General features: G+C 36.5%; 18 protein-coding genes. All 18 read left to right on the forward strand.

Features of this window, described 5'->3' with window-relative positions:
* Positions 1 to 23 precede the first annotated feature (23 nt).
* The 18 genes from codY (at position 24) to HORE_RS04085 (ending at position 14,887) form a co-directional block, all read left to right on the forward strand.
* Positions 24 to 806, forward strand: coding sequence for a GTP-sensing pleiotropic transcriptional regulator CodY (codY, locus tag HORE_RS04000; protein ID WP_012635703.1), 783 nt, complete (start codon positions 24 to 26; stop codon positions 804 to 806).
* A 168-nt stretch (positions 807 to 974) separates the two neighbouring features.
* Positions 975 to 1,340 (forward strand): response regulator, encoded by a 366-nt coding sequence (locus HORE_RS04005; protein ID WP_041605852.1) that lies wholly within the window; start codon positions 975 to 977, stop codon positions 1,338 to 1,340.
* Between the two features lie 19 nt (positions 1,341 to 1,359).
* Positions 1,360 to 3,327 (forward strand): chemotaxis protein CheA, encoded by a 1,968-nt coding sequence (locus tag HORE_RS04010; RefSeq protein ID WP_012635705.1) that lies wholly within the window; start codon positions 1,360 to 1,362, stop codon positions 3,325 to 3,327.
* A 17-nt stretch (positions 3,328 to 3,344) separates the two neighbouring features.
* Complete coding sequence (locus HORE_RS04015; protein WP_012635706.1) at positions 3,345 to 3,824, forward strand: chemotaxis protein CheW; 480 nt, start codon at positions 3,345 to 3,347, stop codon at positions 3,822 to 3,824.
* A gap of 13 nt (positions 3,825 to 3,837) precedes the next feature.
* The gene (locus tag HORE_RS04020; protein WP_012635707.1) at positions 3,838 to 4,335 is read left to right on the forward strand and encodes a chemotaxis protein CheW; all 498 of its coding nucleotides are present in this window, start codon (positions 3,838 to 3,840) and stop codon (positions 4,333 to 4,335) included.
* 13 nt (positions 4,336 to 4,348) lie between these two features.
* A complete protein-coding gene (locus HORE_RS04025; protein ID WP_012635708.1) occupies positions 4,349 to 4,972 on the forward strand; it encodes a chemotaxis protein CheC in 624 nt (207 codons plus the stop codon).
* Positions 4,969 to 5,445, forward strand: coding sequence for a chemotaxis protein CheD (locus HORE_RS04030; protein ID WP_012635709.1), 477 nt, complete (start codon positions 4,969 to 4,971; stop codon positions 5,443 to 5,445). The genes HORE_RS04025 and HORE_RS04030 overlap by 4 nt, the downstream gene beginning before the upstream one ends.
* A 280-nt stretch (positions 5,446 to 5,725) precedes the next feature.
* The gene (rpsB, locus tag HORE_RS04035) at positions 5,726 to 6,514 is read left to right on the forward strand and encodes a 30S ribosomal protein S2 (protein ID WP_012635710.1); all 789 of its coding nucleotides are present in this window, start codon (positions 5,726 to 5,728) and stop codon (positions 6,512 to 6,514) included.
* Between the two features lie 73 nt (positions 6,515 to 6,587).
* Complete coding sequence (gene tsf / locus HORE_RS04040; RefSeq protein WP_012635711.1) at positions 6,588 to 7,487, forward strand: translation elongation factor Ts; 900 nt, start codon at positions 6,588 to 6,590, stop codon at positions 7,485 to 7,487.
* Between the two features lie 152 nt (positions 7,488 to 7,639).
* Positions 7,640 to 8,359 carry a UMP kinase gene (pyrH, locus tag HORE_RS04045; RefSeq protein WP_012635712.1) on the forward strand — a complete coding sequence of 240 codons (720 nt, stop codon included), beginning with the start codon at positions 7,640 to 7,642 and terminating at the stop codon, positions 8,357 to 8,359.
* A 315-nt stretch (positions 8,360 to 8,674) separates the two neighbouring features.
* Positions 8,675 to 9,232: a ribosome recycling factor gene (gene frr / locus HORE_RS04050; protein WP_012635713.1), complete on the forward strand. Its 558-nt coding sequence runs from the start codon at positions 8,675 to 8,677 to the stop codon at positions 9,230 to 9,232.
* 1 nt (position 9,233) lies between these two features.
* Entirely contained in the window at positions 9,234 to 9,428 is a 195-nt protein-coding gene (locus tag HORE_RS04055) for a hypothetical protein (RefSeq protein WP_012635714.1), read from the forward strand.
* A 52-nt stretch (positions 9,429 to 9,480) separates the two neighbouring features.
* The gene (gene uppS / locus HORE_RS04060) at positions 9,481 to 10,203 is read left to right on the forward strand and encodes an undecaprenyl pyrophosphate synthase (protein WP_012635715.1); all 723 of its coding nucleotides are present in this window, start codon (positions 9,481 to 9,483) and stop codon (positions 10,201 to 10,203) included.
* Positions 10,196 to 10,996 carry a phosphatidate cytidylyltransferase gene (locus HORE_RS04065; protein ID WP_012635716.1) on the forward strand — a complete coding sequence of 267 codons (801 nt, stop codon included), beginning with the start codon at positions 10,196 to 10,198 and terminating at the stop codon, positions 10,994 to 10,996. Before uppS ends, HORE_RS04065 begins: the two co-directional genes overlap by 8 nt.
* Positions 10,997 to 11,020: 24 nt before the next feature.
* A complete protein-coding gene (gene ytvI / locus HORE_RS04070) occupies positions 11,021 to 12,088 on the forward strand; it encodes a sporulation integral membrane protein YtvI (RefSeq protein WP_012635717.1) in 1,068 nt (355 codons plus the stop codon).
* Positions 12,089 to 12,092: 4 nt separating this feature from the next.
* Positions 12,093 to 13,247 (forward strand): 1-deoxy-D-xylulose-5-phosphate reductoisomerase, encoded by a 1,155-nt coding sequence (locus HORE_RS04075; RefSeq protein ID WP_012635718.1) that lies wholly within the window; start codon positions 12,093 to 12,095, stop codon positions 13,245 to 13,247.
* Positions 13,241 to 14,314, forward strand: a complete 1,074-nt coding sequence (gene rseP, locus HORE_RS04080) for an RIP metalloprotease RseP (RefSeq protein ID WP_012635719.1) — start codon at positions 13,241 to 13,243, stop codon at positions 14,312 to 14,314. The genes HORE_RS04075 and rseP overlap by 7 nt, the downstream gene beginning before the upstream one ends.
* Before the next feature lie 24 nt (positions 14,315 to 14,338).
* Positions 14,339 to 14,887, forward strand: coding sequence for an HD domain-containing protein (locus tag HORE_RS04085; protein ID WP_012635720.1), 549 nt, complete (start codon positions 14,339 to 14,341; stop codon positions 14,885 to 14,887).
* Positions 14,888 to 14,893: the final 6 nt, after the last annotated feature.

Consider the following 14,893-nt stretch of genomic DNA (forward strand, 5'->3'; position numbering starts at 1 on the left):
AATAAGAATGGAGGTAGATAAAAATGGATCAATTGTTAGAAAAAAGCAGAAAAATAAATCGCTTGTTGCAAAGAACTGGAGGAAAACCAGTAGATTTTAAAGAAATGGCCCAGGTATTAAAGGAAGCTATAAAATGTAATATTTATATTGCGAGTAAGAAGGGGAAAATTTTAGGATATAGTCTCCTCAGTGACTTTGAATGTGATATTATGGAAGAAGAGGTTATTGAAAAGGGACATTTTCCTGAAGATTACAATGAAGGATTAATGCGTGTCCAGGAAACGAGGGCCAATATTAAACAAAAACAGGGTAATTGTGTATTTACAGATGGAGAAGAGTGCCTGTTTCAAAATAAATTAACTACAATAGTTCCTGTTATTGGTGGCGGTGACAGGTTAGGTACTCTGGTTCTGGCCCGTTATGATGAAGAGTTTACAGATCATGACCTGGTTCTTGCCGAATATGGTTCATCAGTTGTTGGTATGGAAATACTCAGGTCCAGAAGTGAAAAAATAGAAAAAGAGGCCAGGAAAAAGGCGGCTGTCCAGATAGCTATTGATACTTTATCTTACTCTGAACTTGAAGCAATAGAGCATATATTTGAAGAGCTGGATGGTAAAGAGGGGCTTCTGGTAGCCAGTAAAATTGCCGACAGGGTAGGTATTACCCGCTCTGTTATTGTTAATGCCCTTAGAAAATTTGAAAGTGCTGGTGTAATTGAATCACGTTCTCTGGGAATGAAGGGAACATATATAAAAATCCTTAATGACTATCTACTGGATGAACTGGAAAAATTAAGGGCCTAAACCCTTATTTAGAAAGTCCTCAAAGGATTCTATCCTTGGGGACTTTTTTTATTTATCTATCTTAATACTGATAATTTGTTATTAATATGCAGGAACTTCCTCAATATTGTCGAATATATATTTAAACAATACTGAATTACACTCTTTTGAGCCAGGGGAGGGTAAATGATGTCTAAAAGAGTTTTAATAGTAGACGATGCCGCCTTTATGAGAATGATGATTAAAAATATACTCACCGAGGGTGGTTATGAAATTGTCGGAGAAGCTGAAAATGGTATTGATGCTGCAAAACTTTATAAAGAGCTGAAACCGGACCTTGTAATGATGGATATTACCATGCCTGAAATGGATGGAATTGATGCTGTAAAAAAAATAATTGAAATTGATAAAGATGCTAAAATAGTAATGTGTAGTGCAATGGGCCAACAGGCCATGGTTTTAGATGCTATTCAGGCCGGAGCCAAAGACTTTGTAGTTAAGCCTTTTAAACCCGACAGGGTTCTTGAAGCTGTAAGCAGGGTTTTAAAATCATAAAGGAGGGGTTGTTAGAGTTATGGATAACAACTATTTACAGATGTTTTTTGATGAGTCCAGTGAATATCTCCGGATTTTAAATGAAAATGTTCTGGCCCTTGAACAGGACCCGGAAAACATTGAATTAATCAATGAAGTTTTTAGAGCTGCCCACTCCTTAAAAGGTATGGCAGCTACTATGGGGTTTCAATACTTAACTGATTTGACCCACAAGATAGAAAACATTCTGGATAAAGTTAGAAACGGGCAACTTAATATTAATGAGGATATTATAGATTTGTTGTTTGATGGTCTCGACTATATAAAGCAGCTGGTTGAAGACATTAAAAATGAAGGTGAAGAAGCAACTGATGTTAGTGCTTACATAAAAGATCTGGAAAACTATGTAGATATAGAGGGTGTTTCTCTTGATGAAGATAGTTCTCCAGGAGATATAAGCTTTTCTGATGAAGAGAAAAAAGAAATTTTTGCAAAAATGCATGAGAGTGATAATATTTATAAAGTTAATGTCAAGCTAGTCAAGGATTGTCTTCTTAAAAATGTAAGGGGATTTATGATATTAAAAAATGCAGAAGAACTGGGATATCTGGTAAAGTCAAAACCTACTAAAGATAACATAGAAGATGAAGATTTTGGTGATTCCATATCTCTGATTTTAGTTTCAAAGTTAAATAGTTCAGAAATAAAGAAGGAACTGGGTAATATTGTAGATGTTGATAAAGTTGAAATTGAAGTTATAAATAACGAATTCAACGAAAGTTCTGAACAGCAAAATACTATAAAGAAGGTTAAACCAACTTCAAAGAAAACCAGTAAAAAAAGATTAACCAGTATGGAAGTATCTCCAACTGTAAGGGTAGATATAAATAAACTGGATAATTTAATGAATATGGTTGGTGAATTATTAATTAATAAAACCAGACTGGAAGACTTGAATATTGAATCAGAAGTGTATCAGGATATTATCCAGCAGCTTGACAGGGTAACTATGGAATTACATCATATAGTAATGCAAATCAGAATGGTTCCTATTGGTGGAATATTTAACCGCTTCCCCAGGATGGTCAGGGATTTATCTAAAGAATTAAATAAAGAAATTGATTTAATTATCGAGGGTGCTGAAACAGAGCTGGATAGGTCAATAATTGATGAACTGGTTGATCCTTTAATACATATTTTAAGAAATGCTGTTGACCATGGTATAGAATCTCCTGAGGAGAGGGTTAAGAAAGGAAAAGACAGAAGAGGGACAATCCTTCTTCAGGCCTATCAAAAGGGTAGTGAAATAATAATAGAAGTTGAAGATGACGGACGTGGTATTGAACCTGAAGTCCTGGCTGAAAAGGCGATAGAAAAGGGATTGGTAACCCTTGAAGAAGTTGAAGCCATGGATGATAGGGACAAGCTTAACCTTATTTTTAGACCCGGTTTTAGCACTTCTAAAACTATAACTGATGTGTCGGGCCGTGGAGTAGGTATGGATGTGGTAAAACGTGTTGTGGAATCCCTTGATGGGCAGATTTTTATAGAATCAGATGTCGATGTTGGAACCAGATTCACAATATCCCTCCCCTTAACTCTGGCTATAACCCAGGCCCTGATGGTCAAAGTTAATGAAGAAATATTTGCTATACCCCTTAATGCTATCAGTGAAACCCTGACTGTAACCCCTGATGATATAAGGCAGGTAAGGGGTCAGGATGTTATCGTATTAAGGGATAGAACTATTCCGATAGTAGAGTGTTCAAAACAGTTAAACATGGATGTAGAGTATGGCCTTTACCTCAAGAGGGAAGAGATCCCTGTTGTTATCATCAATCAGGGTGACCGTCAGGTTGGGCTGATTGTTGATGAGTTATTAAACCAGCAGGAGATTGTTATTAAATCACTGGGAAGTTATCTGGTTGATACCAAGAATATAAGTGGGGCGACTATAGTTGGTGATGGTGATGTAGCCCTTATATTAGATGTTAGAAATATTGCTTAAAAGGAGGGGTCAATATTATGCAGGTTTCTACTGAAGAGAAGGATGTTAATCTGGAAGCCCGGAAGCAGTTTGTAATATTTCAGCTTGGAGAAGAAGAATATGGGGTTAGCATAACCAATTCAAAGGAAATAATTAAACCTACAAAAATTACAAATGTCCCCAATACACCTGATTATGTACTCGGGGTTATTAATCTTAGAGGACAGATTGTTCCGGTTGTTGATCTGAGAAAACGGTTTAATATAAAGGGAGCTGACACTGATAAACAGAGAATTATTACAGTAGAAGTGAAAGGGAATTTAATTGGATTAATGGTAGATGGAGTTAATGAAGTGGTCTGGTTTGAAGAAAGCAAGATTGAATCAGCTCCTGAAGTTGATACTGACATTAAACAGGAATATATTGCTGGTATTGGTAAAATAGATGAACGTTTAATAGTATTAATTGACCTGGAAAAGCTCCTTTTTGAAGATAAGGAAATAGAAGCCTCAATATAAAGGAGGATAGAAAATGCTATCTAAGTTTAATAAAGGTCAGAAGGAAGTTAAAAAAGAGGAAAAACAGTTTGTTGTTTTTACCGTATCCGGGGAACATTTTGGGGTGGATATTCATCAAACCCGTGAAATCATTAATACTACAGAACTTACTTTTGTACCTAATGCCCCTTCTTTTGTCAAAGGGGTCATTAACCTCAGGGATGAAATTATTCCGATTATTAATTTGAAGAAGCGATTATCTTTAAAAGATAATGAAAGTGCAGATGAAGAGAAAATAATTATAGTTGAGATAAATAATAATTTGATTGGTATGCAGGTTGATGATGTTAAAGAAATGATCAGGTTAAATGTTGATGAGATTGCTGATCCCCCCGAAATTATTAAGGGTATTAACAAAAATTACTTAAGTGGGGTCGGTAAATTAAATGAAAAATTGTTAATTATCCTTGATTTAGCTAATATTTTAACGAAAGAAGAAATTGAGGAGCTTGATAATGTTGATCTAGGTTAAGGGGGTTTATACTTTGACAGATAATTTAATTAACAATCTTACAGATGACCATAAAGATGCCTTGAAAGAAATTGGTAATATCGGGGCTGGAAATGCTGCTACTGCTTTTGCCCAGTTTTTAAACTGTAAAATAGAAATGACAGTGCCTTCTGTTGAAATATTGCCTTTATCAGAAGTGCCAGAAATCACCGGTGGTGTAGAAGACAGGGTAGTTGGTATTTTACTGAAAGTTATGGGTGAAGCCCCGGGTAGTATACTCTTTGTTTTAAGTGAAGAAAGTACTGCCCATTTATTAAACATTATTACACAGCAGGATATTGATGTCTCCAGATTTAGTGAGGTTGAAATTTCAGCTATCAAAGAGATAGGAAATATTTTATCAGGTTCATACTTGAGTGCCCTCAATAAAATGACCGGTTTTAACCTGGTCCAATCAGTCCCCGGTTTTTCTCATGATATGGCTGGAGCTATCCTGAGCTCGTCAATGATTCCTCTCGGGGAGAGTAGTGATTATGCTCTGCTTATTGAAACCAAATTTCTGGACGGAGGCAATGAAATAGAAGGTTATTTTATTTTAATTCCTGATCCGGGTTCTTTAGACAAAATATTAAAGGCCCTGGGGTTTGATGTGAAATGAGTTCTACCCCAATCAGGGTACGCATGGCAGAATTTGCTATCGGGAAATCCCCGGACATTCTGGTTACGATAGGTCTGGGCTCCTGTGTTGGGGTAGCTATTTATGATAGGTATAACAATATAGGTGGCCTTATCCATATTATGCTACCTGAAAACAAAAAGGGCTTAAAACCTGCTAAATATGCCGATACCGGTATTCCATTACTGATAAAAAAGATGGAGGAAGAGGGTGCTAAAAGAAGAAATATGGTCGCCAAAATTGCCGGAGGCTCACATATGTTCTCCAATGGAGATGACAATGGATTAAATGTGGGAAGCCGCAATATAAAAGCGGTCAGGGAAATACTTGCAGAACAAAATATCGACATTGTTGGTGAAGATGTCGGTAAAACATATGGTAGAACGATGGAATTCCATACTGAAGATGGTAAGGTGATTATTAAATCTTATAAAATGGGTAAAAAAATATTATAATAATATATACCGGTTTGCTTTCAGGAAAATATTTTTATTTTGCCTCATTTATTTTTAATATAAACCCATTGATAAATATCTTTTTATGTGGTATACTACCTAATAGTGTAAAATAAACACGTCTGTGGACCCTGTTACTGGTGCTATGGTTAGTTATTAACTATAGTGGTAACATCGGAACAATATTGAAATAATATTGTTTCGATACCGGTTTCTTTTTTTATGTCCGGTAGGGGTTGAAACAGGCGGAAGTTAAACCAGGAAAGGAGGTGTGGGTATAATGGCTGTTGTGACCATGAAACAGTTACTTGAGTCAGGTGTCCATTTTGGTCATCAGACCAGACGCTGGAATCCTAAAATGAAAGATTATATCTTTACAGAGCGTAACGGGATTTACATTATTGACCTGCAGAAAACTGTTGCTTTGCTTGATAAGGCATATGACTATGTAAGGGATATGGCCTCAAAGGGAAAAACAATTTTGTTTGTTGGAACCAAAAAACAGGCCCAGGAAACGATTAAAACTGAGGCTGAACGTTGTGGTATGCCTTATGTAAACCAGCGCTGGTTGGGTGGAATGTTAACCAACTTCAGGACAATTAAGAAGAGGGTTAAGCGCTTAAATGAACTGGAAAAAATGGAAGAAGATGGCCTCTTTGAGGTTTTACCTAAAAAAGAGGTGATCTTGCTTAAAAAAGAGCGTGATAAATTAGAAAGATTCCTTGGTGGGATCAGGGACATGAAAAACCTTCCTGATGTAGTGTATATTACTGACCCACGGAAGGAGTCTATTGCTGTTGCTGAAGCAAGAAAGCTTAATATACCGATTGTTTCGATAGTAGATACCAATTGTGACCCTGACCTTATTGATTATATTATCCCTGGTAATGATGACGCAATTAGAGCAGTTAAGTTGATTTCCAGTAAAATTGCCGATGCTGTTCTGGCTGGAAAACAGGGAGAACAGTTAACTGAGGAAGCAAAACCTGAAGACAAGGAAGATGAAAAAGGTCAGGCTGAAGAAAAAGAGGTAAAAGAGGAAAATAATTCAGCAAATAAAGAGGAATAATAAAGGGAAAAGGCGTTGGTTAGAAGAGTTTTCTTCTACCACGCCTTTTTGTACGAAAAAAGGAGGGAAAAAAATGGGTATTTCCATGAAAGACATAAAGGAATTAAGGTCAAGAACAGGTGCTGGAGTACTTGACTGTAAAAAGGCTCTCGCTGAAACCAATGGTGATATCGATGCTGCTGTAGAATATCTAAGGGAAAAGGGTATTGCAGCAGCTGCTAAAAAGGCTGGCAGGGTTGCAGCTGAAGGTGCTGTAAATGTTTACATATCAGATGACCGCAAAAAAGGTGTTATTGTTGAAGTCAATAGTGAAACAGACTTTGTTGCCAAGAATGATAATTTTAAAGACCTTGTCAATAAGATTTCTGAACACTTAATGCAAAGTGATGCAAACAGTGTTGATGAGGTTCTGAAAGAAACCTGGTATCAAGATAGTGAAAAAGATGTAAATACTATCATAAAAGAAGCGATTGCCAGTATCGGTGAAAACATTAACCTGAGACGGTTTGAAAAGTATGAAACTAATGGATTCCTCCAGGGATATATTCATATGGGGGGTAAAATTGGCGTTTTAGTTGACATTGATGGAGAATTTAACGATAGTACCCGAAAAGTGGCTAAAGATATTGCTATGCATATTGCTGCCATTAATCCCCGCTATTTGAGCAGAGATGATATTAGTGAAGAAGTAATTAATAAAGAAAAAGAGATATATAAAGAACAGATGTTAAATGAAGGAAAACCTGAACATATTATCGGTCAGATTGTAAAAGGTAAAATGGAAAAATATTATAGTGAAGTCTGTCTCCTTGACCAGGCCTTTGTTAGGGATGAAGATATTACTGTAGGTAAATTAATTGAAGACAATGGACTGAAAATTAACGGTTTTACCCGGTTTGAACTGGGGGAAGGTATTGAAAAAGAGGAAGAAGATTTTGCTGCAGAAGTAATGAAAGAAGTTAATAAAAAATAATATTTATTGGTTAAAAGAGAGCACTTTTAAGGTGTTCTCTTTTTTCAGGTCTTATTTTTTAATATTAAAATTAATAAATTTGATTAAAGTTTTGTCTTAAAGAAAAGGAAAAAATAATTCTTTATCGAATAAATAATATTGGAGGTTAAGCAATGGGGGAAAAAGCAGCATATTCACGTGTCCTTTTGAAAATAAGTGGAGAGGCTCTGGCTGGAGAAGAAGGTTTTGGAATAGATCCTGTTATTATTAAGGGGATTGCCAGGCAAATATTTGAAGTGGTTACAGATACTGGCGTAGAAATGGCTATAGTTGTCGGAGGCGGAAACATATTCAGGGGTGTGGCCGGTAGTGCTAAAGGTATGGACCGGGGAACTGCTGATTATATGGGAATGCTGGCTACAGTAATAAATGCGCTTGCCCTCCAGGATGCCATTGAAAAACTGGGTCTTGAAACCAGGGTTCAATCGGCCATTGAAATGAGACAGGTGGCTGAGCCATATATCAGAAGAAGGGCTATTAGACATCTGGAAAAGGGAAGGGTTGTTATTTTTGCTGCTGGAACCGGTAATCCGTTCTTTTCCACTGATACCACAGCAGCCTTGAGGGCTGCTGAAATTTCAGCTGATGCTATATTGATGGCAAAAAATGTTGATGGAGTTTATGATTCTGATCCTGCTGATAATCCAGATGCTGTTAAATATAAAGAACTGGCATATATAGATGTGTTGAGCCGGTCTTTAAGGGTAATGGATTCTACAGCTGTATCCCTGTGTATGGATAACAATATTCCCCTGATAGTATTTGGTGTGAAAGAAGAGGGTAATATTAAAAAGGCAATCCTTGGAGAAGAAATCGGGACTTTTGTAAGATAAAGAAGTAATTTATAAAATAAAAACAATTAGTAAATAAATTATCCTTAAAAAGCTATTTTATATAACTGTGTTATAACTAAGCTATATAATTTATTTAGGAATTTTAAATAAAAATTTTAAATAAAATTGTATACAATAATAATATATTTATAAATTTTGCAATTTAATAATTTTTTATTTCCAGGTAAAAATAAGTATATATTTGTACCTTAAATTAATATTCTAAATTATTATGACTTCTTTAATTTATTCAGGCTTAATATTTATATATAAATTAAGAGAAACCTCTAAAATAATACTAATGGGGGGAAGATTATGATTAAACAGGTAGAGAAAAATGCCAAACAAAAAATGGAGAAGGTTTTAGAAGCTACAAAGCATGATTTAAATACGGTTAGAACCGGCCGGGCCAGGCCATCCCTGGTAGAAAATATTATGGTTGATTATTACGGAACCCAGACACCCATTCAGCAGATGGCTAAAGTAGTAGCTCCTGAAGCAAGACAGCTCGTTATTGAACCCTGGGATAAGAGTGTTATAGAAAGTATTGAAAAAGCTATTTTAAAATCAAACCTGGGTTTAAACCCTTCAAATGATGGTAATGTCATCAGGATTAATATTCCCCAGTTGACTGAAGAGAGAAGGAAAGAACTGGTTAAGGTAGCCCATGAAAAGGCAGAAAAAGGTAGAATTGCTATAAGAAATATTAGACGTGAAGCCAATGATGAATTAAAGGAAATGGAAAAAAACAGTGAAATATCTGAAGATAACTACCACCGGGGACTTGATATGATTCAGGAACTAACTGATACATATATAGATAAAATAGATAAAATGCTTGAAGATAAAGAACAGGATATTATGGAGGTTTAGAATGGATAATTATTTAATCGGGTCCAGTCCTGATTCTGTAAAAAAACATTATGAGAAAAAAGGGAAACGGGTAATCGTAAACCAGACTAAACCTCCTGATAAAAAAGAGGGTTATGGTGAAAAACGGGTTATAGCTATTAAAGAAATAGATTCAGAACAGATCAAGATTATCTGGAGTTATGAAAAATATAGGTAGGACGGTCCCCCTCATTATGAGGGGGTGATTAGTTTTAGAATAGGGTGATAAAATGAATATACCTTCCCATGTAGCAATAATAATGGATGGAAATGGCCGCTGGGCTCAGGAAAAGGGTCTGCCAAGGTATGCCGGGCACCGCGAGGGAGTTAAAACCCTTAAAAAAATAATTAAAAAGGCAGGGGAAATGAAAATACCCTGTCTAACTGTTTATGCTTTTTCTACTGAAAACTGGAGACGCCCCCGTAAAGAAGTTGATTTTTTAATGAAATTATTCAAAGAAACCCTTAAGAATGAGTCACAGGAGCTTGCCAGTAAAAATGTCCGGGTCAATATAATTGGAAGGCGAAATGGCCTCTCCAAAAGTCTCATAAATGCAATTGAGTATATCGAAAAAATTACCCGGGATAAGAACGGGATGGAATTAAATATCGCCTTTAATTATGGAGGACGGGCTGAAATTGTTGATAGTGTAAAAAAAGTGGTGCAGGATGTCAATCAGGGTCTGGCCCTTGACGAGCTTGATGAGAATAATTTTTCAAAATACCTATATAACCCCAGGTGGCCTGAAGTAGAATTACTGATAAGAACTGGTGGAGAAATGAGAATAAGTAATTATATGTTATGGCAACTGGCCTATGCTGAACTGTATTTTATTGATAAATGCTGGCCTGATTTTAATGGAGAGGACCTGGAAAAAGCTATAAAGGTTTTTCAACAGCGAGATCGTAGATTTGGTGGATTACCTGAAGTGGGGGACGATAAAAATGCTTAGTTATAGAGTCTTAAGTGCTATTGCAGGAATTATATTATTTATATTATTTGTATTCTGGGGTTCTTTTCCTTATTTTCTTTTTGTATCACTTATTGCTATCCTGGCTGCTTTTGAGTATAACAGGTTGATTAATGGTGACTGGTATAATAAATATATTTTATCTTTTTTTATTCTATTACCTCTAATATATACATATCTAAGAATTGAAGGGTATAATTTACCATTAGGGCTATATTTATATCTAATACTCTTGATATTTTTTATAATAAATGTTTTAATTTATAAAAAGGATTCTTTTACTATTAAAACGGGTTATAATATTCTGGGATTTGTTTATATTGCAGGGGGTATGGTGTTTTTCCTTCTATTAAGGAATATTGATATTGAGCCATTCGGCCATACTAAAGCCCTCTGGCTGGCCCTTATTACTACCTGGATAACAGACACCGGTGCCTATTTTATCGGTAAATTTCTCGGTAATAAAAAACTGGCTGCCACCATTAGTCCCAATAAAACAGTTGAGGGGGCCCTGGGGGGTATTATTTCCAGTATTATCGCTGTATTTTTGATGACAACAGCTATTGGTAGCTTTAGTCCACGGTGGGTATTGTATGCCCTGTTAATGTCTATTCTGGGGATTACAGGTGATCTCTTTGAATCTACCCTTAAGCGTGATTGCAATGTGAAGGACTCTGGTAATATTATTCCAGGACATGGTGGGATTCTGGATAGATTTGATAGCCTTCTGTTTACTGTTCCGTTTACATACTACTTTATTATGTACTGGTTATAAATTACCCTGAAATGAGGGGTTATTATGGAAAAATGGTTAAAAAGGTTATTAATATATAGTGTTGTTTTTGTAATCGGGGTTATTTTATTAAAATATTTTTTTATATATTTCAGCCCGTTTATAATTGCAGCAATTCTGGCAAGTTTAATAAATCCTGTGGTTGATCGTCTTGATGAGAAGATACCTGTCAACAGGGGTTTAGCTGTTATTATAGTGTTGGTCCTGTTAATCAGTATTTTGGTTCTTATTATTATCCTGGGGGTCTCCCAGATTTATCTTGAATTAAACAGATTACTCCAAAATTTGCCTGATTACAGTACCTTCGGGAGTAAATTCCACTGGATAGTCCAACAAAATTACAGGCTTCAGGAGTTTATTCAGGAGCTTGATATTTCACCTTCTGTTAAAGATGCACTTAACAACAATCTTCAGATGATCTATAATGCCATAAAAAACGGTCTGGTAAAAGGAATTAATGGAACTTTAAACCTCCTGGGCAAACTTCCTATGTTATTAACAATTCTATTTTTAAGTTTTATTGCTACATATTTTATTAGCAGGGATAAAGATAAAATAAATCAATTTATAATGAAATTGTTTCCCGGGGAATTAAAACCCAAAGTCTTTAAAGTTGAAAAGGAGCTTATAAACTCAGCCATGGGCTTTATCCGGGCTGAATTAATATTAATTACAATTACAGGAATAATATCAGGGGTAGGTCTGGCTATTATCGGTAATCATTACGCTCTAATAATTGGTATAAGTTCAGCCTTGCTTGATTTAATACCAATCATTGGTCCTGCCTTAATATTTATACCCTGGATTATTTATAATATGATCATGGGAAATTTAAGTTATGCCTTTGGCTTATTGGTAGTTTATACATTGATGGCTGCAGTAAGACAGGGAGCTGAAGGGAAGGTAATGGGGGACAATCTTGGTGTGCACCCACTGGCTACTATGATAGCCCTGTATGTTGGTTACCGGGTTATGGGGATGATTGGTTTTATTATGGGTCCTGCTATTTTAGTAATTATTAAGGCTTTGATTAATGCAGAAATTATACCACCTGATAAAAAAATAAAGGGGTGAAATAATGAAAAAGAAATTAGTTGTCCTGGGTTCAACTGGCTCAATCGGAACCCAGACCCTTGAAGTTCTCTCCCATCTTGAAGACCAGTGGGAGATTCTGGCTTTAAGTGCCAATAAAAGTACTGGTTTAATTGAAAAACAGGCTAGAAAGTTTAAACCCCGTTATCTTGTTATGATGAATGAAAGGGCAGCCCTGGAGCTTAAACATAGATTGAGTGATATGTCTTCTGAGGTTTTAAGTGGTATGGAAGGGTTAATAACCATTTCTTCTCTTGAAGAGGCTGACCTGGTTATAAATGCCCTGGTCGGTGCGGTTGGTTTAAAACCGACTGTTGCTGCTCTGCAGTCAGGGAATACCCTTGGTCTTGCCAACAAGGAGAGTCTGGTTATCGGAGGCGAGATTATAAAGAGTTATTTAAACGAAGAGGGGCGGGTTTTACCAGTTGATAGTGAACATAATGCAATATTTCAGTTGCTAAACGGACATAATGATAAAGAGGTTGAAAGATTAATCCTGACAGCCTCGGGGGGACCATTTTTAGAATTGCCCCGGGAGAGGTTTAAAGATGTATCCGTAAAAGATGCCCTTAAACACCCTAACTGGGATATGGGTGGCAAGATAACCATAGATTCAGCTACCCTGATGAATAAGGGGTTAGAAGTTATAGAAGCCCATTATCTTTTTCGACAACCATATCATAACATAAATGTAGTTGTTCATCCTGAAAGTATTATTCACTCTATGGTAGAGTTTGTAGATAAATCAGTTATAGCTGAAATGGGGTCGGCTGATATGAGGATGCCGATCCAGTATGTATTGACCTATCCCCGGAAGGTAAAAAGTTTAGCTAAAAGACTAGATTTAACCGAACTTGGTTATCTTACTTTTAAAAAACCGGATACCGTAAAGTTTCCGGCTCTAAAACTTGCCTATGAAGCCGGGCAACAGGGAGGGACTATGCCTGTTGTCTTAAATGCCGCTAATGAAATAGCGGTTTCTGCCTTTATGAATGAAAAGATTACATTTGATAAAATACCGGTGGTAATAGAGCGGGTTATGGAAAACCATCAGATAATTTCTTCTCCGGACCTGGAAGATGTAATAGAGGTTGATAACTGGGCCCGGGCCAGGGCTAAGGAGGTAACTGGACAATGTTAACAACTATTATAAGCTTTATAATTGTTTTAGGAATATTAATCTTTATTCATGAGTTTGGTCATTATATTACTGCCAAAAAAGCGGGTATCAGGGTTGAAGAATTTGCCCTTGGATATGGTCCCCGGCTTTTTTCCCGTCAAAAGGGAGAGACTGTTTATTCTATCAGGGCTCTGCCTCTGGGGGGATTCTGTAAGATGACGGGAGAGTTTCCTGAAGATGAAGAAATGACCGAAGAAGAACGAAAAATATATTTAGATGCCAAGGAGAAGGGGGAATGTTTTTTTCAGAAATCACCCATTAAGCGATTTGCTGTAATTTTTATGGGCCCCTTTATGAACTTTATGCTGGCCGTATTACTTTTCATTTTAATGTTTTCAATTTATGGTATTCCTGTTGATAGCTCCAGTACTACTATAATCGGTACGATAGTTCCTGAAAAACCGGCGGCAGAGGCCGGTCTTGAACCGGGGGATAAAATTATAGAAATAAACGGTACCAGGGTTGAAAACTGGGATGAGATGGCGTCAATTATACACCGTTCTCCTGGAAAAAAGCTGGAGATTAAATACATACGAAACAATGAGATCAGAGAAGTGACCCTGATACCTGACTTTAATGAGAATACCGAAACAGGGGTCATTGGGATTTATCCTGAATTGATTATGAAAAAAGTCAGTTTCACAAAATCTATAAAAATGGGGTTTTATCAAACCTGGTATGTATTTTCAAATACGATAATGGCTTTTGTAAAAATTATAACCAGAGAGACTTCTGCCGAATTAGCCGGACCGATTATGATAGCAAATATGGTTGGTCAGGCAGCTAAAGTTGGACTTTTAAACCTCCTCAATTTAATGGCTGTAATCAGTATAAATCTTGGTATTCTTAATCTCCTGCCTTTTCCTGCCCTTGACGGAGGGAGGATTGTATTTATTCTGGTTGAGGTAGTCAGGGGTAAACCGGTTGACCCTGAAAAAGAAGGATTTGTTCACTTGATTGGTTTTGTCTTATTGATGGTATTAATGGTTTTTGTTATATATAAAGATATTATGAGAACATGGTTTTGAATGGTTTCACTGGAGGTGTAGTATTTGTATAAGGTTACCCTAGAATCTTTATTAACAGATAGTATTGCTTTAAAGCATTTACCCAACGCCGGATTTCGACATGCTGTACAAACTGCAGAAAATGCTTTTAAACTGGCTATTGAGCGTGGAATATGCCCTGATTTAGCCACAAAAGCTGGGCTTCTCCATGATATCGGACATACTAACTGGGAAGAACATGGTGAGTGGGATTATGAATCATATAACTATTTTGACATTCATCCCATTAAAGGGGCGGAACGCGCCCACGAGTTATTAACCTTGAAAGGTGAACACCTGGGTAAGGCCAGGGAAATTGCCCTGGCTATATTATTTCACAGTGGTTCAAGCCCTATAACCAGGAATATTGAGTTAACCCCGTTACAAAGATTGATAATGGAGGCAGATGACCTGGATGCTAGAGAAGGGGGTAAACACCATAATCTTGAGATATCATTTGAGAAAGCCCTCGAAAAGGTAAAAAACCTGGACAGGCTTGTTCAGGATGAAATAAAAGATTGTGACGATAACTGTGAAAGTTGTCATAGAAGATAGGTGGTT

Source organism: Halothermothrix orenii H 168, from assembly GCF_000020485.1.
Taxonomy (GTDB): Bacteria; Bacillota; Halanaerobiia; order Halanaerobiales; family Halothermotrichaceae; genus Halothermothrix; species Halothermothrix orenii.

What these genes read in the sequence shown, in the direction of transcription:
- codY (WP_012635703.1), top strand. Translation starts at nt 24, where the DNA reads ATGGATCAATTGTTAGAAAAAAGCAGAAAAATAAATCGCTTGTTGCAA.
- HORE_RS04005 (WP_041605852.1), top strand. Translation starts at nt 975, where the DNA reads ATGTCTAAAAGAGTTTTAATAGTAGACGATGCCGCCTTTATGAGAATG.
- HORE_RS04010 (WP_012635705.1), top strand. Translation starts at nt 1,360, where the DNA reads ATGGATAACAACTATTTACAGATGTTTTTTGATGAGTCCAGTGAATAT.
- HORE_RS04015 (WP_012635706.1), top strand. Translation starts at nt 3,345, where the DNA reads ATGCAGGTTTCTACTGAAGAGAAGGATGTTAATCTGGAAGCCCGGAAG.
- HORE_RS04020 (WP_012635707.1), top strand. Translation starts at nt 3,838, where the DNA reads ATGCTATCTAAGTTTAATAAAGGTCAGAAGGAAGTTAAAAAAGAGGAA.
- HORE_RS04030 (WP_012635709.1), top strand. Translation starts at nt 4,969, where the DNA reads ATGAGTTCTACCCCAATCAGGGTACGCATGGCAGAATTTGCTATCGGG.
- rpsB (WP_012635710.1), top strand. Translation starts at nt 5,726, where the DNA reads ATGGCTGTTGTGACCATGAAACAGTTACTTGAGTCAGGTGTCCATTTT.
- tsf (WP_012635711.1), top strand. Translation starts at nt 6,588, where the DNA reads ATGGGTATTTCCATGAAAGACATAAAGGAATTAAGGTCAAGAACAGGT.
- pyrH (WP_012635712.1), top strand. Translation starts at nt 7,640, where the DNA reads ATGGGGGAAAAAGCAGCATATTCACGTGTCCTTTTGAAAATAAGTGGA.
- frr (WP_012635713.1), top strand. Translation starts at nt 8,675, where the DNA reads ATGATTAAACAGGTAGAGAAAAATGCCAAACAAAAAATGGAGAAGGTT.
- HORE_RS04055 (WP_012635714.1), top strand. Translation starts at nt 9,234, where the DNA reads ATGGATAATTATTTAATCGGGTCCAGTCCTGATTCTGTAAAAAAACAT.
- uppS (WP_012635715.1), top strand. Translation starts at nt 9,481, where the DNA reads ATGAATATACCTTCCCATGTAGCAATAATAATGGATGGAAATGGCCGC.
- HORE_RS04065 (WP_012635716.1), top strand. Translation starts at nt 10,196, where the DNA reads ATGCTTAGTTATAGAGTCTTAAGTGCTATTGCAGGAATTATATTATTT.
- ytvI (WP_012635717.1), top strand. Translation starts at nt 11,021, where the DNA reads ATGGAAAAATGGTTAAAAAGGTTATTAATATATAGTGTTGTTTTTGTA.
- HORE_RS04075 (WP_012635718.1), top strand. Translation starts at nt 12,093, where the DNA reads ATGAAAAAGAAATTAGTTGTCCTGGGTTCAACTGGCTCAATCGGAACC.
- rseP (WP_012635719.1), top strand. Translation starts at nt 13,241, where the DNA reads ATGTTAACAACTATTATAAGCTTTATAATTGTTTTAGGAATATTAATC.